Origin of the sequence: Sinisalibacter aestuarii (genome assembly GCF_027923545.1) — a bacterium.
GTDB classification, from domain to species: Bacteria; Pseudomonadota; Alphaproteobacteria; order Rhodobacterales; family Rhodobacteraceae; genus Sinisalibacter; species Sinisalibacter aestuarii.
Genome location: NZ_BROH01000016.1, coordinates 46,716 through 64,769 on the forward strand (window position 1 = coordinate 46,716; position 18,054 = coordinate 64,769).

The window sequence follows — 18,054 nt, forward strand, 5'->3', positions numbered from 1 at the left end:
GGGAGGATAAAGGTGCAACCATCTGAAACGGATCGGGTATTGATCGTCGGCGGCGGGCCGGTGGGGGTTGGGTTGGCGCTGGAACTGGCGCAATCCGGCGTGCGCAGCATCGTCTTCGAGCGGCGGCCCCGGATGCACAATGTGCCCAAGGGCCAGAACCTGACCCAGCGCACGGCGGAGCATTTTCTGCATTGGGGGATCGAACGCGCGCTGCGCGCCGCCGTCACCGTGCCGCCCGAGGTCGGCGGCGGCGGGATGACGGCCTATGGCTCGTTGTTGCGGGGCCTGCATTACGACTGGCTGAAGCGGGAAAGCGTCGCGCGCTACTACGCCAGCGCCAATGCCCGCCTGCCGCAATATGCGATGGAAAACGTGCTGCGCGCCGAGGCCGCCCTTCGGCCAGAGATCGAGCTGCGGCTTGGCTGGCGCGTGACGGGTGTGGAACAGGGGCCGGAGGGCGTGACGGTCGAGGCCGAGGATGGCGCGACGGGCACCGCCCATCGTATCGCCGGGGCCTATGCGGTGGGCTGCGACGGGGCGCATTCGTTGCTGCGCGATGCGGCGGGGATCACCCAGACGGTTTCGGACCACCACAAGAAGATGGCGCTGCTGGTCTTCCGCTCCGAAGAGATGGAGCGCGTGATGGACGCCTATCCGGGCAAGGCGTTCATGAACGTTCTGACCCCGGAGCTCGACGGGTACTGGCAGTTCTTCGGCCGGGTCGACATGGGCGGGGGCGAGACGCCGCCAAGCTGGTTTTTCCACGCGCCGGTGGACCCGGAGAAGGATTATGCACCTGAAGATTTCGCGCCGCTCGTGGCCCGCGCCATCGGGCGGCCGATCGCGCTTGACGTGATCTATTCGGGTTTCTGGAACCTGCGCTTCGCCGTGGCCGACAGCTACCGGGCCGGGCGGCTGTTCATCGCCGGCGACGCCTGCCACAGCCATCCGCCCTATGGCGGCTACGGGGTCAATAACGGATTGGAAGATGCCCGCAACCTTGGCTGGAAGCTCGCCGCGCGGATCAATGGCTGGGGCAGCGAGGCGCTCCTCGACAGCTACTCCGCCGAGCGTCAGCCCGTCTTCGCCTCGGTCGCGCGCGATTTCATCGAAGCCTCGATCGACAACGACCGCGCCTTTCTGCGCAGCCGCTCGCCCGAGCAGGATGCCGATGAATTCGCGCGCAGCTGGCAGGGCCGCGCCGCCTTTGCCGCCAGCGAGGTGGACCGCTATGAGCCGCATTATTCCGGCTCGCCCATCGTTCTGGGCGGCGCGGGCGAGACCAGCGCCATCGGCGGCCATTCGCAAGTGGCGCGCGCGGGCCACCATCTCGTGCCCGTGACGGTGGCAATGGGCGGTCTGGTTCAGGAACGGCTTTCAGGCGGTTACGCTCTGCTCACGCCGCCGGGCGCGGATCAGGCCGCCGATTTTACCCGCGCGGCCGAGGCGCTGAGCGTGCCATGTGCTGTGCTGGAAGCGGAGGTCGGTGAGATGGAGAGGCTTGCGGCGCAGGCGGTTCTGGTCCGGCCCGATGGCTTCGTGGCCTGGGCGCAAGCGCTTGGGGCCGAGGCGCCGCCAGCCGCCGCGATCCTGCGCCATTGCGTTTCCGTCGGCGAGGAATGAGCGAACGCCGGATGCGCCATGCGCCCGGTGTAAGGCGCCGCCGGCCGGTTCACCGGGATGGTTTGCCTTCCGCTCTGCGGAGCTGCCCCGGCGTGAGGCCCGCCCATTTCCTGAAAGCGCGGTGAAAGGCGCCGGGTTCGGCATAGCCCAGTTCCATGGCGATATCGGCGATTGTCCTGTCGGTCCCGGTCAGGAGGCGGCGCGCCTCGGTGTGGCGCAGCTCGTCGCAGATCGTGAGGTAGCTCTGCCCCTCGGCGCGCAGACGGCGGCGCAGCGTTGCGGGCGAGAGCGAGAGCGTGGCGGCGAGTGCGTCGAAGCCGGGCCATTGGCCGAAGGGCGTTGCGCGCAGATGCGCGCGCACCCGGCCCGAGATATCCTGATCGTGGCGGTAGCGCAGCAGGATGTTGGCGGGCGCGCCCTGCAGGAACCGCGCCAGCGCCTCCTCCGAGCGGATCGTGGGCAGTGACAGGTATCGGGTGGAGAAGCTCAGGCTGCATTCGCTCTGGCCGAAGGTCACGGGCGCGCCGAAAAACTGGTGATAATCCGAGCGGTTCGGCGGTGCTTCGCAGGAAAACTCGACGCGGGCCAGCGCGATCCTCCGCCCGACCAGCCAGCTCATCAGGCCAAGCACGATCAGCCAGTAGGTGCGATAGGCGAAGGCCGAGCGCGGGCCATGCGGATCGGCCAGAACGATCTCGGCACGGCCCTCGCGGATGCGTAGCTGGCCAAGAGGGCCGTCGAGCACCACGTCGAGAAACGCGAGCGCCCGCCGCAGCGCGCGCTCGAAATTGCCCGCATGCAGCACGGCGTGTCCCATCAGGGCGAAGCTGCCGGGCCGCATCGGGCGATGACCCTCGCCGAAAAACTCGTCGCCGATCCCGGCTGCAATAGCGCGCCAGAGCGCGCCGTACTGGAGGTTCGACACAGGCTCGCTCAGATCGCGCGCGATGCCCGCGCGGTCGAGCAGCGGGGCCGGGTCGATGCCCTCGGCATCGAGGCAGCGCAGCGCATCGCGCACGAAGCCGGGTGAGATCTGTCGCCGTTCCATGGCCTTCATATATGGCAGTTCCGATCATTAATTCTGCCTGCCGATGTCATTGCCTGCAATAGCTGTTCGGCGCATCCTGTTGCGCGGGGCCGCGACAGTGGCGTCATATCCGCTTGGGGAGGAACGGCATGGATGTCGTGGATCGCGTATTTCTGGTGACGGGGGCCGGGTCCGGCCTTGGAGCCTCGGTGGCCCGGATGGCGGTGGAGGCCGGGGGCAAGGCGGTGCTGGTCGATGTCGATGAGGCGCGCGGCGCGGCAGTGGCGGCGGAGCTGGGCGAGAACGCCCTGTTCGTGCGGGCCGATGTGAACTCCGCCAGCGAGGGCGAAGCCGCGATCAGGGCCGCGCGCGATGCGTTCGGGCAGATCGACGTGGCGGTGAGCTGCGCGGGCGTGGCCCCGGGCGAAAAGGTTCTTGGCCGCGACGGCCCGCACAAGCTTGAGACTTTCGCCCGCGCGATCAGCATCAACCTTATCGGCACCTTCAACATGCTGCGCCTCGCCGCCGAGGCGATGGCGGATAACGCAGCCGGTGAGAACGGCGAGCGCGGGGTGATCGTCAACACAGCCTCCATCGCCGCCTTCGACGGCCAGATCGGGCAGGCGGCCTATGCGGCCTCGAAGGGCGGGGTGGCCTCGCTCACCTTGCCTGCCGCCCGCGAGCTTGCGCGCCATGGCATCCGCGTTGTCACCATCGCGCCCGGCATCTTCGCCACGCCGATGATGGCGGGCTTGCCGCAGGAGGTGCAGGACAGCCTCGGCGCCACCGTGCCCTTCCCGCCGCGGCTCGGAGACCCGGCGGAATATGCTGCGCTCGTGCGGCATATCGTGCAAAATCAGATGTTGAACGGCGAGGTCATCCGGCTTGACGGCGCTCTGCGCATGGCCCCGAAATAGGAGAAGAGCATGGACAGCGATCCCATCGTCATCACCGGCGCGGCGCGCACGCCGATGGCCGGGTTTCATGGCGATTTCAATGATGTGGAAGCTTCGGCGCTGGGCGCCCGGGCGATAGAGGCGGCCGTTGCCGGGCTTGACCGCCAGGCTATCGACGAAGTGTTCATGGGCTGTGTGCTGCCCGCCGGGCAGGGGCAGGCACCGGCCCGCCAGGCGGCGCTGAAGGCGAAGCTGCCCTATGGTGCGGGCGCGACCACCGTGAACAAGATGTGCGGCTCGGGCATGAAGGCGGCGATGCTGGCGCATGATCTGATCGCCGCCGGTTCGGCGCGGATCGTGATGGCGGGCGGGATGGAGAGCATGACCAACGCCCCCTATCTTTTGCCGAAGATGCGGTCCGGCGCGCGGGTCGGGCATGGTCACGTGATCGACCACATGTTCCTTGACGGGCTGGAGGATGCCTATGAATCCGGCCGTCTCATGGGGTCTTTTGCCGAGGATTGCGCCGAAGCCTACCAGTTCTCGCGCGAAGATCAGGATGCCTTTGCCATCGCCTCGCTGAAGCGGGCGCAAAAGGCCATCGCCGATGGGGCCTTCGCCGCTGAAATCACCCCGGTCACCGTCACCAGCCGGGCGGGCGAGCGGGTGGTCGACACCGACGAACAGCCCGGCAAGGCAAGGCTCGACAAGATCCCGCTGCTGAAGCCGGCCTTCCGCGAGGGCGGCACGGTCACGGCGGCCAACAGCTCGTCGATCTCCGACGGAGCGGCGGCGCTGGTGCTGATGCGGGCCTCCGAGGCGGAGCGGCGCGGCCTCACCCCGCGCGCCCGCATTCTGGGCCATGCCAGCTTTGCCGACCGGCCCGAGAATTTTCCCACCGCCCCGATCACGGCGGTCCGCCGGTTGATGGAGCGCACCGGACTGGCGCTCACCGATTTCGATCTGGTCGAGATCAACGAGGCCTTTGCGGTGGTGGCGATGGCGGCGATGCGCGATCTCGGCCTGCCGCATGATATCGTGAACGTGCATGGCGGCGCCTGCGCGCTGGGCCACCCGATCGGGGCTTCCGGCGCGCGCATCATCGTCACGCTGCTCGCCGCGCTCGAAACCCACGGGCAGAAGCGCGGCGTGGCCTCGCTCTGCATCGGTGGCGGTGAGGCGACGGCGATTGCGATTGAGCGGATGTAGCGCGGCGGCGGGCAGGGGCGCGCCGCGCCGCTACCACATCGCCACCTGCTCCGGGTCGAGCTTCACGTCGATGAGATAGGGCTTGCTGCGGTCTCGCGCCGCGAGCCTGCCGGGCAGCGCGTCGAGATCGGTATCGGATGCGATCGTGGTTCCGTCACCGCCGAGCGCGATGGCCAGCGGCGCCAGCGCCGGCCAGTTGAACAGCGAGATATCCGGGGCGATCTGCTTGTCGCGCAGCTGGATATATTCCGCGCCGTAGCTGCCATCGTTGAACACCACCACGATCAGATCGAGCCGCTCGCGCACGGCGGTGTTGAACTCGGTGAGGTTGCCCAGCATGAAGCCGCCGTCGCCGCAGAACAGGATCGTGGGCCGACCGGGCCGCGCCGCCGCCGCACCGATTGCCGCACCCATGCCAAGGCCGATGGAGCCGAAGCTGGCGGTGGTGATGAAGTCGCGCGGACCCGGTGCCGTCAGCGTGCCGTAACTGCGCACCATCCAGCGGCCCGCATCGGTCACCAATGTGCGATCCTGCGGCAGAAGCGCATTGAGCCGGGCGAGCGTGGGCAGGAAGTCAACCGTGCCATCGGACACAAGCCGGGCCTCGGGGGTTTGTGGCTGGTCGAGGCCCTGCGCCGGCAAGGTCCGGGTGAACCCGGAGCCCGGTATCTCGGCCTCGTCGAGCCAGTAGAGAAAGGTTTCCGCCACATCGGCGCTGCGCCCGAGGATCGCCACATCGGCCACCGCGCCACGGCCGAGATCCTGCGCCCGGTCGGCCACCTGGATCACCCGCTTGCCCTCGATGAACGAGCCTTGCGCGGTCGTGTGAAAGTTCAGCCCCGCGCCGAAGGCGATCAGGCAATCCGCACCGAGGATCGCCTCGCTCGCCTGGGCCGTGCTGACCGTGCCGTAAACGCCAAGCGCATGATCTTCGCCGGCAAACAGGTTCTTGGCGCGGATCGTGGTGGCGAGCGGCGCTTCGATCCGCCGGGCAAACCGCAGGATCGCCGCGCGCGCTTCCGCGTCGATCGCGCCGCGTCCGGCCAGCACCACGGGGCGGCGGGCGGCGGCGATCATGCCCACGGCATTGTCGAGCGCCTCGCCCTCGATCCGGCCCGGCGGCAGGCCGGGCACCTCCCAGGCGACGGGCCGGTAATCGGTCTCGTCCCAGAGCAGGTTGGCGGGCATGTTGAAGGCGATGGGCCGCCGCTCGCTGCGGGCGCGGCGCACCGCGCGGGCGAGGTCGCCCAGGGCGGAACCTGCCGAGCGCATCTGCTCAAACCCGGCACCGGACGACAGGATCACCTCGCGCTGGTCGATGTTCTGCAGGTTCTCGCGGTCGGCCTCGGCGGTGTCGCCGCAGAGGAGCACGAGGGGGGTGAAGGAGCGCGCCGCCTCGGCAAGCGCGGTGACGCAATTGGTCAGCGCCGGCCCGTGCGTGACGGTGGCGAAGCCCACCCCGCCCGTCAGCATCGCCGCCCCCATCGCTGCCAGCACCGCGCCGTTTTCGTTCGCCGTGGCAACGTATCGCCCGCCATGGGCGGAGACGAAACTGTTCACCAGATAGGCGTTGGCATCGCCCACGAGGCCGCAGAGCGGGGTGGCGCCATTGTCGGCGAGGGCTTGGGCGAGGGCTTCGTAAACCTTCATTGCGGGGTCCGTTCTGGCTGGCCGGCCTGGCTTATGACCCGACGCTCATCTCCGGCAGCCAGGTGACGACGCCGGGGAAGAAGATCAGGAACAGGAGCACGAGCATGGCGGTGACGGCGAAGGGTGCGACGCCTTTGAACACGGTGCTGAGTGAGATCGTCTTGCCAAGATTTGCCTCTGGATCGAGCGCTATTCGGTGCACGACGAAGGTCAGAATCCCGAGCGGCGGGGTCAGCAGCCCGACCTCGGCCATGACGACGAGAAAGACGCCATACCACAGCGGGTCGACGCCGATGGCCTGCAAGGGCGCGAGCAGCACCGGGATGGTGAGCAGCATCATCGCCAGCGTGTCCATGAACATGCCGAGGAAGAGATAGACGAGGATCAGCAGCAAAAGCAGCTCGACCCGGCCAAATCCCATCTCGACGATGCCGCTGGCGAGCGCGTTGGGCACCTGGCTCAGCGCCATGGCGCGGGTCAGCACCTCGACCCCGACGATGAGGAGGAAGACCGAGGCTGTGCCGTGCAATGTGCCGACGATCGACTCGCGGATCATCCGCCAGACCGCGCGCCAGGCCGTGCCGCTCCGGCGCATCTGGACGACACCGAAGAACAGGGCAGTGAACATGCCGACCACGCCCGCTTCGGTGGCGGTGAAGATCCCCGCGAAGAGCCCGCCGATCACCACCGTCACAACGATCATGATCGGCAGCGTGTCACCCAGCGAATGCAGCCGCATCGGCCAGGTGACCTGGCTCATATCCACCCGTGGCGCGAGGGAGGGGCTGATCATCGCATGGCCGATGATGATCACCGCGAATGATCCGGCGAGGATCAGGCCGGGCACGATCCCGGCCAGCAATTGCATCCCCACCGGCACCGAGGCGGCCCCGGCATAGACGACGAGCAGCAGGCTTGGCGGGATGATCTGCCCGAGCGTGCCGGCGGCGGCGACGCTGCCGACAGCGAGCTGGGGCTTGTAGCCGGCCTTGAGCATTTCGGGGATCGAGACCCGCCCGAGCGCGTAGGTAATACCAATGGTGCTGCCGCTGCTGGCCGCGAGCACCGCGCCTGCGAAGTTGGTGGCCACGGCAAGGCCGCCGGGCAGCCAGCCGAGCCAGCGCCGCGCGGCCTCGAAGGCCGAGGCGGTCAGGCCGGATTTCCACAGGATCATGCCCATCAGGATGAACATCGGGATCACGCTGTAGGACCACGACGCGGTGGCGTCGAACGCGGCGCGTTCCATCGTCGAGGCAACGACGCGCATACCGCTCAGGGCATGCAGCCCGATCAGCGCCGCGCCAAGCATGGCGATCCCCACCGGGATGCCCATCAGCAGAAGCACGATGCTGAGGATGATGACGAGCCCGCCGATTGCCTGTTTCGACAGATCGAGAAACAGCATGGCCCCCACCGCACCGGCGGCGGCGAGCAGCCCGATGATGAAGATCGTGCGGGCGACGCGGTGAGAACGGTGCGCGAGAGGCCGGGTCATACGATATCCGCATCGGTATCGAGGCTGCGCGCGGTGGGCATCATCCCGAGGAACTGGCGCAGCGTGGTGGCGGCGATTTGAAGCGTCAGCATCGCCACGCCGATTGCGGCGAGCAGCTTGAACGGCCAGATCGCCACCGGCGGGTGGCCGGCGGTGGTCTGGCGATAAGAGGCGCTTTCGAGGCCCGAACTGAGCGTGTACCAGGTCAGCCCCATCAGCAGGATCACGGTGAGCAGGCCAAAGGATCCTTCGATCAGTTGGCGCATTCTGAGCGGCAGCGAGTCGAGCAGGATCGTGACCTTGATATGCTCCTGGTGCTTTTCGGAGAAGGCGAAGGCGAGAAGCGTGAGCGCGGGCATCCACCAGTTCTCGGTATATTCCAGCGTGCCGTGCAGCGGTGTGTTGAAAAAGGCGCGCCCGACCACGTCGATCAACACGTTGACGGCGAGCAGCACCAGCGCCGTGGCCGCGCCGAAGGCGAAAATATCGCTCATCCGGTCGATCACGCGCAGGATGGCGGGCAGACGCCCGGCTTGGCCGGGCTCATCGCGATGCTGCGTCTTGGGCATGTGGCGCCTGCTTTCCCACCCGGCAGTTCAGACAAGACTCCGCCCGCCCGGATGCACCGGGCGGGCGGGGGAATGATAGCTTATTTCATCAGTGTCGAGGTGACTTCTTCGTTGTACCTGGCGAAGAAATTCGCGAGGTCGACATCCCGCAGACCGGCGAAGGCCTTGAGGATGGCTTCCGGCGTGCGCTCGGTCACCATGTAGCCGTCGGCTTCCAGCGCCGCGGTCCAGTAGTCGATCCGGGCGAGGTAATCGTCGATCACCTGCTGCGGGTTTTCGACCGCGCCCGGCGCGGTTCCGGCGAGGGCGGCAACGGCCTCGGCGCGCTGGGCGGCGGCGACGGGTTCGATCTCCGACACGTCGTTGGTGTGGATCTCTTCGGCAGCCGCGATCAGATCGCCGGCCTGGGCCTCGATTTCGAGATAACCCATCCAGATCTCATAGGCGGCCTTGGCGTTGGCCTCGGTGATGAAGTTCTGCAATTCCACCGGGAAGCCATCCCAGATGTCCTTGTTCATCACCCAGGTCGACGACTGGAGCTGCGCCATCGTCACCGGCACGAATTCCGGTGCCACGTCTTTCAGGACAAGGCCGTTCACGTACTGGTTGGGGTTGATCACCATGCAGTCGAACACGCCGCGCTGGAGGCCCTCATAGGCTTCGTTCCAGGCGATGGACACCGGCGTCATGCCAAGCGCCTCGACCGTGTCGGACCAGACCGCACCGATGGCGCGGGCGCGTTTGCCCTCCGCATCGGCAAGCGAAGAGATCGGCGTGTTGCAAAGCAGGTTATATGCCGGGGTCGAGGTGCCTTGCAGCACCACCACGTTATGGCGGGCATATTCCTCGGTGAGCGCGGGCAGGGTCAGCACCGTTTCCAGCGCCGTCGCGCCACCGGCGGCCACGTCATGCACCGTCGAGCCGCTGAGCGCCCCGCCGAGGCCGAAGAGCCATGAGCCCACGGGCAGTTCCTGCGGCATGTAGGACGGGATGATCAGGCCGATATCGGCCACCCCGTCGCCCACGCCCTGCAGCGTGTCGAGCGCGTTGAGCAGCGACGACGACCAGTAGTTCTCGAAGGTGATCTTGCCATCGGTGAACGCGGTGATGCTTTCCTCCCACGCCACCATGGCCTTGCCGAAATTGGCCGTCTGGTCGCCCGAGAAATCGGCGAGCTTCAGCGTCATCGGCTCAAGATTTGCCAGCCAGTCGTCCTGCGCGAGCGCGGCGCCCGCGCCGAGCAGGCCGTATGCGGCCACCACTGCGGCCGACGCCGTGGTCAAGCCTAGGTGTTTCGTCATTCTATCCTCCCGCCGGCGGTGCCGGTCCTTTTGTCCGGTCGCGCCTTCCGATGCGCGACAAGCGGAGCCTTAAGTCTCCTACCATATGGGACAATGTTATGACGCATTATCTCAACGCCAATTGTCCTGCGGGCATTTTACTGCAGATTTGAGCGAGAATATCAAGCGTAACCCGGCTTTATTGTCGTGTCTGGCTTGATTTTGGCCTTGCGGCACGGGCTTTCTCGAAAATGAGGGGAGCACTGGCGGAAATATGTTCCATTATGTGGGCATAATTTTCTGCCAGCCGAGTGTGCGAATCTCTCGCGGCCCCTGACAGGCCGCCAGCGCACCGGGCGATGCCGTGCGGGGATCAGGGGGCGGTCAGGAACGGGTCGGATGCAGCGGCGCGCATTGCGGCGTGGTATTCGCCGATCAGTCGTTCGCTCAGCGCCCGCGCGCTGGGCAGATCGTGAATGCCGCCCACACCGTGCCCCGCCGACCAGACCGTTTTCCAGGCCCGCGCCTCGTTCTGCATATCCATCTCGCCATGCGCGGGCAGATTGTCGGGGTCGAGCCCCGCCGCGACCATCGAGGGGCGCAGGAAGTTGGCGTTCACCCCGGAGATGTTCGGCGTATAGAGGATATCGGCGGCGCGGCTGTCGACGATCATGTTTTTATAGGCCGGCTGCACCATCGCCTCCTGCGTGGCGAGGTAGCGCGTGCCGAGATAGGCCATGTCCGCCCCCATGAGGCGGGCGGCGGCGATCTGCGCGCCGGTATTGATCGCGCCGCCAAGCACGATGGTGCCGCCGAATACCTCGCGGATCTCGCTGACCAGCGCGAAGGGGCTGAGCGTGCCGGCATGCCCGCCCGCCCCGGCGGCGACGGCGATGATTCCGTCCACCCCGGCTTCGGCGGCCTTTTCGGCGTGGCGGCGGTTGATCACGTCATGAAATACCAGCCCGCCATAGGCATGCACCGCCTCGACCAGTTCCGCGACCGCCCCGAGCGAAGTGATGATCAGCGGCACCTTGTGGGCGATGGCGGCGTCGAGGTCGGCCTGCAGGCGCGGGTTCGACTTGTGCACGATCAGGTTCACCCCGTAGGGCGCGGCCCCTTCGGTGCGGCGCGCGTCGATTTCGGCCAGCCAGTCGGCGAAGCCTTCGGTGGTGCGTTGATTGAGGGCCGGAAAGGTGCCGATGACACCCGCGTTGCAGGTTTCGACCACGAGGTCGGGCCCGGAGGTGAGAAACATCGGCGAGGCGATGGCGGGCAGCCGCAGGCCTTTGAAGGCGTCAGGAAGGGGCATGGTGAGCCTCGTTCGGCGGGGTGAGTGGCGGCAGGGCGGCGGCGAGCGCCAGGAAGTCGGGGGCCTGGCCGAGCCTGCGCAGAAGATGCGCGCGTTTGACGTAATGATGCGCGGGCGCCTCGGCGGAAAAGCCGATACCGCCATGCACCTGAATGCAGATGCGGGCATTGTCGAGCGCGACCCGGCCCGCGAGACGGCGCAGCGCGGCGGCCTGAAACGCGGCGTCAGCCCGCCCGTCGCGCAGGGCGATCGCGGCCATGTCGAGCTGAGCCGAGACCATTTCGGCGCCGATGGCCATATTGGCGCAATGATGCTTGATCGCCTGAAACGCCCCGATGGGCTTGCCGAATTGCTGGCGCACCATGGCATAATCGACGGCCAGATCGCGCGCCGCCTCGGCGCCGCCAAGAAGCTGGGCCGAGATCAGCACATCCGCCGTGGCGCGCGGCTGCGCCGCATCGCTGGCGGCGATCTCATGCACAGGATCGGTGAAGGAAATGGCAAGGCCGTGGCCGAGTCCGTCCGCCGGAGTCTGCGCCGTATCGGCGATCCGGGCAAGCCGCAGCGTGTCGCCGTCGAAGATCAGGGCAAGCTCCGCCGCCGCGCCGTCGATCAGCATCGCGCGGCCCCGGTTGGGCAGGGCGCAGCAGACGGACATGCTGCCGTCGATGATGGCGTCTGCAATCTCGTCGGGCGCGAGCCGCGCCGCCAGCGCCGCCGCCAGCGCATTGGTCGAGATCAGCGCCCGGCCAAACAGGCTGTGCAGCAGGGCCTCCTCAACCAGCGAAAACCCGGTGCCGCCGCGCTCCTCCGGCAGTGCCAGCGCATAGGCGCCAAACGCGGCGATTTCGGCAAGGTCGTCGGGGCCGCCATCCTGCAGCCGGCTCACCGGGTAGGCGGCCTGCAGCATCGCCTCGGCGGCGTCGAGGATCTGGCGCTGGTCTTCGGTCCGGTTCAGATCGCAGGTCATGGTCACTCCCGCGGCAGGCCGAGGATGCGCTCGGCGATGATGTTGCGCTGAATCTCGGCGGTGCCGCCGGCAATGGTTTCGCTGTAGGCTTCGAGGTAGTCGTAGCTCCAGCGGTTGTCGCACAGGGCGTCGGGGCCGAGAATGTCCATCGCCGTCGCGTAGACGCGCTGGGCCAGCTCACCGAAATGCAGCCGCATCATCGAGCCGTCGAAGGGGGTGGCCGGGTCGCGGAACATTGTCCGGTAGGTCATCGCGCGCAGCGCCGCCGCCTCCGCGCGCAGATCGGCGAGGCGCTCTGCCATCGCGCTGCCCGCAAGCGGGGCGGCCATCGCGATCAGGTCTTCCACCTTGATCGACAGATCGAGCTGCAGCCCCATCGCCGCCGTCCTGCGCTCGAAGCCGAGCGTGGTCATCGCCACGCGCCAGCCCTCGCCCAGCCCGCCAACCACATTGGCGAGCGGGATGCGCACATCGTCATAGAACACCTCGGCGAAATGCGTGGCCCCGGCCATGTTCTCGATCGGGCGCACGGTGATGCCGGGCGTTTTCATGTCGCAGATCACCCATGACAGGCCCTTGTGCCGCTTCGATCCCGGCTCGGTCCGGATCAGCAATTCCTGATAATCGGCGATGTCGGCGAAGCTCGACCAGATCTTCTGGCCGTTCACCACCAGCTCGTCGCCCTCGACCACGGCGGAGGTTTTGAGCGAGGCGAGGTCGGACCCGGTTCCCGGCTCGGAGAAGCCCTGGCACCAGATCACCTCGCCCGCGAGGATCCTGGGCAGGTGAAAGGCCTGCTGCTCCGGCGAGCCGCAGGCGATCAGCGTTGGCCCGGCATGGTTGACGGCAACGAAGCTGCAATCGAGCACCGAGGGCGCGCGGGCCGCCACATATTCCTCATACCAGGTGATGAGCCTTTCGGGCGTCAGCCCTTGTCCGCCGAACGCGGCGGGCCAGGCGATCCCCGACCAGCCACCGGCATGGCAGCGCTTCAGCCAGTCGAGCGCATAGGCGCGCGAGGCCGGTCCATCATGCGGGGCGGGGCCGGCGGGTATGTTTTCGCCGAGCCAGGTGCGCGCCGCCGCGCGGAATTCCTCGTCTTCGCTGGTGAATTCGATCTGCACTTATAGCCCCCGCGCGGTGATGCGGTGCTGACCCTGGCTGTTGTTCAAGCGCATCTGCTGCCCCTCATTCCGGCGGTCCGGGCCGTCGCGGCCCCATCGCGCGGGATCCTGCTGGCGCGGGGCTTTTTCGTCAAGGATTTTACACATATGTTCTACATATTGGGATGTCGATTGCGGCCCATCCGCGACCGGGATTCCCAGGATGCGTATGCGACGATACTTTCTGGAGGATGAAAAATAAGTCATATTTTACGGATGTATCAGAACGTCCTGTGCCGGCATTCAGTTTGGCCTATGGCCTGCGTTCTGTCCCCATTGCTTCTGCATCGCGCTGGGTTTCTCTCGACAATTGTAAAAAAGTTCCATAATTCAGGACAATGAGCCACCGCCCGTCATGGGTGGCCTGCGACCATATTCATCTACCGCCCCCGGTCTTCGCAGGGTAGACCTTGGGCCGACCGACATTTATCAGACCGGGCTTTCGCATGGATGACAACAGCGCAAAACAGGATGGCACCCAGGCAATCCGCCGGGCGGCAACGCTGCTCAAACAGGTGGCGCAGAACGGCGGCACCGGCGTCAAGTTGCGCGATCTGACCGAAACCACGGGCCTGAGCCGCTCCACCGCGCACCGTATCCTGAAGGCGCTGCTCGACGAGCATCTGCTGGAATACAACGATACGTCCAAGCGCTACACGATCGGTCCGCTGGCCTTTGAGCTCAGCCTTGCCTCGGGTCTGCGCGAGCGCGAGATCATGCAATGGGCCCCGGTGATCGACGAGTTCCGCAACCAGACCGGCGCGACGACCTACCTGATGGGTCGCAGCGGTTCGGAATCGGTCTGTCTGCACAAGGCGGAGGGCACGTCCGTCTTGCGGGCGATCCCGGTGCAGCCGGGGCAGCGCCGCCTGCTTGGCGTCGGGGCCGGGGCAACGGCCCTGCTGGCTCAATGCTCGGACGAGGTGATCGAAAGCACGCTGCAGGCCCTGCGCCCCTATCTGGACGAATACCCGAACCTGTCGCCCGAACAGATCCGCCGGAACGTGGCGCGGGTGCGCGAGACCGGGTTTTCCGAAAGCCGCGGATCGGTGGTCGATGGTGTCTATGGCCTCGCGATGGCCTTGCCCGGCACCGGCGAGTCCGCCACCCTCGCGATCTCGGTCGCGGTGCATCAATCCTTTGCGACGGAGGAAAAGATCGCCACCTGGAAGCGGCTGATGACGAGCCTGCGCAAGACCGCCGAAAAAATGCGCGCGGCGCGGATTTAGGGGCGGCGCGGGACGATGAGCCTTACGGATGTGACGGCGGCACCCTGCGATCCGGAGGCGCTCGAACGAGCGATTGCCGCGCTTGAAGCGACCTTTGGCGACAGGCTTTCGCGCAAGCCGGGCATCCGCACCCAGCATGGTCATACCTCCACCTATATGCCGAACCAGCCGCCGGATGCCGTGGTCTTCACCCGTTCGACGGAGGAGGTTCAGGCGGTGGTGCGGATCTGCGCGGCGCATAAGGTGCCGGTGATCCCGTTCGGGGCGGGCACCTCGCTGGAAGGCGGGCTGAACGCGCCGCTGGGTGGCATCAGCGTGGATCTGTCGGGCATGAACCGGATTATCGCGGTGAACGCGGAGGATCTCGATGTGATCGTCGAGCCGGGGGTGACCCGCGAGGATCTCAACGCCTATCTGCGCGATACCGGCCTGTTCTTCCCCATCGACCCCGGCGCCAATGCCTCGATCGGCGGCATGGTCTCGACCCGCGCCTCCGGCACCAATGCCGTCCGCTACGGGACGATGGCCGATAACGTCAGGAACCTTACCGCGGTGCTGGCCGATGGCAGCATCGTCAAGACCGGCCAGCGCGCGCCGAAATCCTCGGCGGGCTACGATCTAACCCATCTGCTGATCGGTGCCGAAGGCACGCTGGGCATCATCACCGAGATCACCCTGCGCCTGCACGGTATCCCGGAGGCGATGGCGGCGGCGATCTGCTCTTTCCCCGGCGTGGGCGCGGCCTGCGAGGCGACGACGCTGTGCCGGCAGGCGGGCATTCCGATTGCGCGGATCGAGCTGATGGATACCGGCTGCGTCCAGGCGGTGAACGCCCATGCCGGGCTGGGCCTGCCGGAACAGCCTCTGCTGTTGCTCGAATTCCACGGCACGCCGGCAGGGGTGGCGGAGCAGGCGGAGTTGTTTGGCGAGCTGGCGGCCCATGTCGGCGGCTCGGGGTTTGACTGGGTGGAGCGCCCCGAGGCGCGCAGCCGGCTGTGGAAGGCGCGCCACGAGCTTTACTTTGCCATGCAAACCATCGTGCCCGGCAAGCGCCCGATCCCCAACGATGCCTGCGTGCCGATCTCGCGCCTGGCCGAATGCGTGACCGAGACCGCCGCCGATATCGCCGCGTCGGGCCTGTTCGGGCCGATCCTGGGCCATGTGGGCGACGGCAACTTTCACGTCGCGCTCTATGTCGACATGGACGATGCCGACGAGATCGCGCGCGCCGAGGCGATGCTAGAGCGCCTGTCCGAGCGCGCCATCGCGATGGATGGCACCTGCACCGGCGAGCATGGGATCGGCCAGGGCAAGCGGCGCTATATGCGGCGCGAACATGGTGCGGGAGTGGATATGATGGCCCGGATCAAGCGCGCGCTCGATCCGGATAACATCCTCAACCCGGGCAAGATCCTGCCCGATTAGGTCTTTTTCGGCACTCGCCCGGAATGGGTGAAGCCGGGGTCGACAAAGCTGCGCTCGGCGGTGAGCGCCTCTTCCGACAGATATTTCGTGGTCGACCAGCCGCCGTCAACGGCGAGCACCTGGCCGTTGATCCAGCCGGAGGCGGGCGAGGAGAGAAAGAAGATCGCTTCCGCCACGTCTTCGGGCAGCCCCATGCGCGGGGCAGGCGTCATCTCGTCATTCATCCGCCGCACGCTGTCCAGCTCGGTGCGCCCCTCGGTCATCGGGGTGCGGATCACGCCTGGCGCGACGGCATTGGAGCGGATACCGGCGGACCCATATTGCGCCGCCATGTGTTTGGTAAGGCCGATCAGCCCGGTCTTGGCCGCCGAATAGGCGCCGCCGCGCAGCCCGCCGAGCAGCCCGTAAGTGGAGCTGACATTGACGATGGTTGCCTCGTCGCCAAAGACCGTCAGCGCCTCGCGGCACATGCGGAAGGGCGCGCGCAGCATCAGGCCGAGATAGTAGTCGAGCGTATCGTCGTCGGTTTCGTGCACCGGCTTTGGAGCGCCGATCCCGGCATTGTTGACAAGGTGGTCGAGCCGGCCAAACCGTTCCATCGCAAGGCCGACCGCACGCGCTGGCGCGTCGTCGGCCATCACGTCGAGCGGCAGCGTGACGAGCGGCGCGGCGAGGCCGGCGCAGGCGGTTTCCATCTCCGAAAGCTTGCCCGGATCGCGCGCTACGCCGATCACGGCGACGCCCGCGCGCAGAAAGGCTTGCGCCGTGGCGAGGCCGAAGCCGGTAGAGGCCCCGGTGATGAGTGCAACCCGCATTTTGTCCTCCCTCCGGATTCATGCGCGAGCGTATCATGGAATCGCTTGACGCGATAATTCTCATATAGTGGAACGAAAAGTCAGACAACTATCCGCCCAGACTGTAGATTATGCCTGTATTTCAAACACGGCAATCCTCATATCTTTTATTTGTTGACAGTTTTTGGGTTGATTTGCAGATTGAGTGGCAATGATCGTGACCGAAAAATTGTCCCAATATGCGGTAAAAGGGGGATCAATTGGAATTTGGCTGGACAGACCGGGAGCGTGCGTTCCGCGCGCGGGTGCGCGACTTTCTGCACCGTGAGCTGCCGGCCGATTTCGACCGGATCGCGCGCCATGGCCCCGGCTCGCGGGAGCAGACCGAATTCAGTCTCGACTTTTGCCCGAAACTCGCTGAAGCCGGGCTTCTGGTGCCGCATTGGCCCGCCGAATGGGGCGGCCATGACGGCACGGTCTGGGAGCATTTCATCCTTGGCGAAGAGATGTGGGCCGCCGGTGAGCCGCGCGGTGCGCAATACATGAATGTCAACTGGATCGGCCCGACGATCATGCGTTACGGCAGCGAGGAACAGCGCCAGCGCTATATCCCGCCGATGGCGGCGGGCAAAGCGATCTGGTGCCAGGGGTTTTCCGAGCCCAATGCCGGGTCGGACCTTGCCGCGCTGCGCACCCGCGCCGAACGCGATGGCGATCACTACGTGATCAACGGCTCGAAGATCTGGACCTCTTACGCCGGGCTCGCCGATACCTGCTTCCTGCTCGCCCGCACGTCGGGCAAGCCCGGTGACCGCTCCGGCATCGCCATCCTGCTCGTGCCGATGGACACGCCCGGCATCGACGTGCGCCCGATCCCGAGCCTGATCGGGCATGGCGACATTCATGAGGTATTCTTTACCGATGTGCGCGTGCCGGTGACCGCCCGGCTGGGCGAGGAGGGGGCTGCGTGGTCGATCATCACCTATTCGCTGGCCAATGAGCGGGTGGGCATTCCGCGCTACGAATTGTCGGCCCGCGCGCTCGACGGCATGGTGCGCGAGTTGAAGGCGCGCGGAGAGTTTGGCGGCGATCACGTGCGCCAGCGCGCCGGACGGGCTGCGGCGGCCTGCGAGGCGGCGCGGATGCTGGTCTATCGCGCGGTCGACACCCGCGCGCGCGGCCAGAAGCTCGGCACCGAGGCGAATATTGCCCGGATCGCGGTGATCAAGGCCGATGCGGCCGTTTCGGATTTCGGCCTCGACTTTCTGCCCGACACCTATTCCGGCGAGGATCATCCGCTGAACCTTGCCCATCACGAGCGGGCCATCGTCGCGGGCATCGCGGCGGGAGCCGCCGAAATCCAGCTTGAGATCGTGGCGCGCCGCCATCTCGAATTGCCGCGCGGGGCCTGA

General features: G+C 66.7%; 15 protein-coding genes. 6 read left to right on the forward strand and 9 right to left on the reverse strand.

The window, feature by feature from the left end; translation table 11 throughout:
* The first annotated feature begins 12 nt into the window (after positions 1-12).
* Positions 13-1,623 carry an FAD-dependent monooxygenase gene (locus QMG28_RS19305; RefSeq protein ID WP_281843873.1) on the forward strand — a complete coding sequence of 537 codons (1,611 nt, stop codon included), beginning with the start codon at positions 13-15 and terminating at the stop codon, positions 1,621-1,623.
* A gap of 49 nt (positions 1,624-1,672) precedes the next feature.
* Here QMG28_RS19305 and QMG28_RS19310 read toward each other — a convergent pair whose 3' ends face one another.
* Positions 1,673-2,671, reverse strand: coding sequence for an AraC family transcriptional regulator (locus tag QMG28_RS19310; RefSeq protein WP_281843874.1), 999 nt, complete (start codon positions 2,669-2,671; stop codon positions 1,673-1,675).
* Positions 2,672-2,799: 128 nt separating this feature from the next.
* Between QMG28_RS19310 and QMG28_RS19315 the strand changes: the two genes are divergently transcribed.
* Positions 2,800-3,567, forward strand: a complete 768-nt coding sequence (locus QMG28_RS19315; protein ID WP_281843875.1) for an SDR family NAD(P)-dependent oxidoreductase — start codon at positions 2,800-2,802, stop codon at positions 3,565-3,567.
* Between the two features lie 9 nt (positions 3,568-3,576).
* On the forward strand, positions 3,577-4,755 hold the full coding sequence (locus tag QMG28_RS19320) for an acetyl-CoA C-acyltransferase (RefSeq protein WP_281843876.1): 1,179 nt from the start codon (positions 3,577-3,579) through the stop codon (positions 4,753-4,755).
* A 30-nt stretch (positions 4,756-4,785) separates the two neighbouring features.
* On the opposite strand, the gene QMG28_RS19325 is transcribed toward QMG28_RS19320, so the two are convergent.
* From QMG28_RS19325 to QMG28_RS19355, 7 genes are all read right to left on the reverse strand, one after another.
* Entirely contained in the window at positions 4,786-6,405 is a 1,620-nt protein-coding gene (locus QMG28_RS19325) for a thiamine pyrophosphate-binding protein (protein WP_281843877.1), read from the reverse strand.
* 31 nt (positions 6,406-6,436) lie between these two features.
* Positions 6,437-7,900 (reverse strand): TRAP transporter large permease, encoded by a 1,464-nt coding sequence (locus QMG28_RS19330; RefSeq protein ID WP_281843878.1) that lies wholly within the window; start codon positions 7,898-7,900, stop codon positions 6,437-6,439.
* The gene (locus QMG28_RS19335) at positions 7,897-8,469 is read right to left on the reverse strand and encodes a TRAP transporter small permease subunit (RefSeq protein ID WP_281843879.1); all 573 of its coding nucleotides are present in this window, start codon (positions 8,467-8,469) and stop codon (positions 7,897-7,899) included. The genes QMG28_RS19330 and QMG28_RS19335 overlap by 4 nt, the downstream gene beginning before the upstream one ends.
* 80 nt (positions 8,470-8,549) lie before the next feature.
* Entirely contained in the window at positions 8,550-9,770 is a 1,221-nt protein-coding gene (locus QMG28_RS19340; RefSeq protein ID WP_281843880.1) for a C4-dicarboxylate TRAP transporter substrate-binding protein, read from the reverse strand.
* 352 nt (positions 9,771-10,122) lie between these two features.
* Positions 10,123-11,061: an NAD(P)H-dependent flavin oxidoreductase gene (locus QMG28_RS19345; protein WP_281843881.1), complete on the reverse strand. Its 939-nt coding sequence runs from the start codon at positions 11,059-11,061 to the stop codon at positions 10,123-10,125.
* A complete protein-coding gene (locus QMG28_RS19350; protein ID WP_281843882.1) occupies positions 11,048-12,031 on the reverse strand; it encodes an acyl-CoA dehydrogenase family protein in 984 nt (327 codons plus the stop codon). The genes QMG28_RS19345 and QMG28_RS19350 overlap by 14 nt, the downstream gene beginning before the upstream one ends.
* A gap of 2 nt (positions 12,032-12,033) precedes the next feature.
* Positions 12,034-13,155, reverse strand: a complete 1,122-nt coding sequence (locus tag QMG28_RS19355; RefSeq protein WP_281843883.1) for an acyl-CoA dehydrogenase family protein — start codon at positions 13,153-13,155, stop codon at positions 12,034-12,036.
* A gap of 485 nt (positions 13,156-13,640) precedes the next feature.
* Here QMG28_RS19355 and QMG28_RS19360 point away from each other — a divergent pair, with 485 nt between their 5' ends.
* Positions 13,641-14,423: an IclR family transcriptional regulator gene (locus QMG28_RS19360; RefSeq protein WP_281843884.1), complete on the forward strand. Its 783-nt coding sequence runs from the start codon at positions 13,641-13,643 to the stop codon at positions 14,421-14,423.
* Positions 14,424-14,438: 15 nt separating this feature from the next.
* Positions 14,439-15,848: an FAD-binding oxidoreductase gene (locus QMG28_RS19365; RefSeq protein WP_281843885.1), complete on the forward strand. Its 1,410-nt coding sequence runs from the start codon at positions 14,439-14,441 to the stop codon at positions 15,846-15,848.
* Here the strand turns inward: QMG28_RS19365 and QMG28_RS19370 are convergent.
* On the reverse strand, positions 15,845-16,663 hold the full coding sequence (locus QMG28_RS19370) for an SDR family NAD(P)-dependent oxidoreductase (protein ID WP_281843886.1): 819 nt from the start codon (positions 16,661-16,663) through the stop codon (positions 15,845-15,847). The genes QMG28_RS19365 and QMG28_RS19370 overlap by 4 nt on opposite strands.
* 239 nt (positions 16,664-16,902) lie before the next feature.
* On the opposite strand from QMG28_RS19370, the gene QMG28_RS19375 reads away from it, so the two are divergent.
* Entirely contained in the window at positions 16,903-18,054 is a 1,152-nt protein-coding gene (locus tag QMG28_RS19375) for an acyl-CoA dehydrogenase family protein (RefSeq protein ID WP_281843887.1), read from the forward strand.

What these genes read in the sequence shown, in the direction of transcription:
- QMG28_RS19310 (WP_281843874.1), bottom strand. Translation starts at nt 2,671, where the DNA reads ATGGAACGGCGACAGATCTCACCCGGCTTCGTGCGCGATGCGCTGCGC.
- QMG28_RS19315 (WP_281843875.1), top strand. Translation starts at nt 2,800, where the DNA reads ATGGATGTCGTGGATCGCGTATTTCTGGTGACGGGGGCCGGGTCCGGC.
- QMG28_RS19320 (WP_281843876.1), top strand. Translation starts at nt 3,577, where the DNA reads ATGGACAGCGATCCCATCGTCATCACCGGCGCGGCGCGCACGCCGATG.
- QMG28_RS19325 (WP_281843877.1), bottom strand. Translation starts at nt 6,405, where the DNA reads ATGAAGGTTTACGAAGCCCTCGCCCAAGCCCTCGCCGACAATGGCGCC.
- QMG28_RS19330 (WP_281843878.1), bottom strand. Translation starts at nt 7,900, where the DNA reads ATGACCCGGCCTCTCGCGCACCGTTCTCACCGCGTCGCCCGCACGATC.
- QMG28_RS19335 (WP_281843879.1), bottom strand. Translation starts at nt 8,469, where the DNA reads ATGCCCAAGACGCAGCATCGCGATGAGCCCGGCCAAGCCGGGCGTCTG.
- QMG28_RS19340 (WP_281843880.1), bottom strand. Translation starts at nt 9,770, where the DNA reads ATGACGAAACACCTAGGCTTGACCACGGCGTCGGCCGCAGTGGTGGCC.
- QMG28_RS19345 (WP_281843881.1), bottom strand. Translation starts at nt 11,061, where the DNA reads ATGCCCCTTCCTGACGCCTTCAAAGGCCTGCGGCTGCCCGCCATCGCC.
- QMG28_RS19350 (WP_281843882.1), bottom strand. Translation starts at nt 12,031, where the DNA reads ATGACCTGCGATCTGAACCGGACCGAAGACCAGCGCCAGATCCTCGAC.
- QMG28_RS19360 (WP_281843884.1), top strand. Translation starts at nt 13,641, where the DNA reads ATGGATGACAACAGCGCAAAACAGGATGGCACCCAGGCAATCCGCCGG.
- QMG28_RS19365 (WP_281843885.1), top strand. Translation starts at nt 14,439, where the DNA reads ATGAGCCTTACGGATGTGACGGCGGCACCCTGCGATCCGGAGGCGCTC.
- QMG28_RS19370 (WP_281843886.1), bottom strand. Translation starts at nt 16,663, where the DNA reads ATGCGGGTTGCACTCATCACCGGGGCCTCTACCGGCTTCGGCCTCGCC.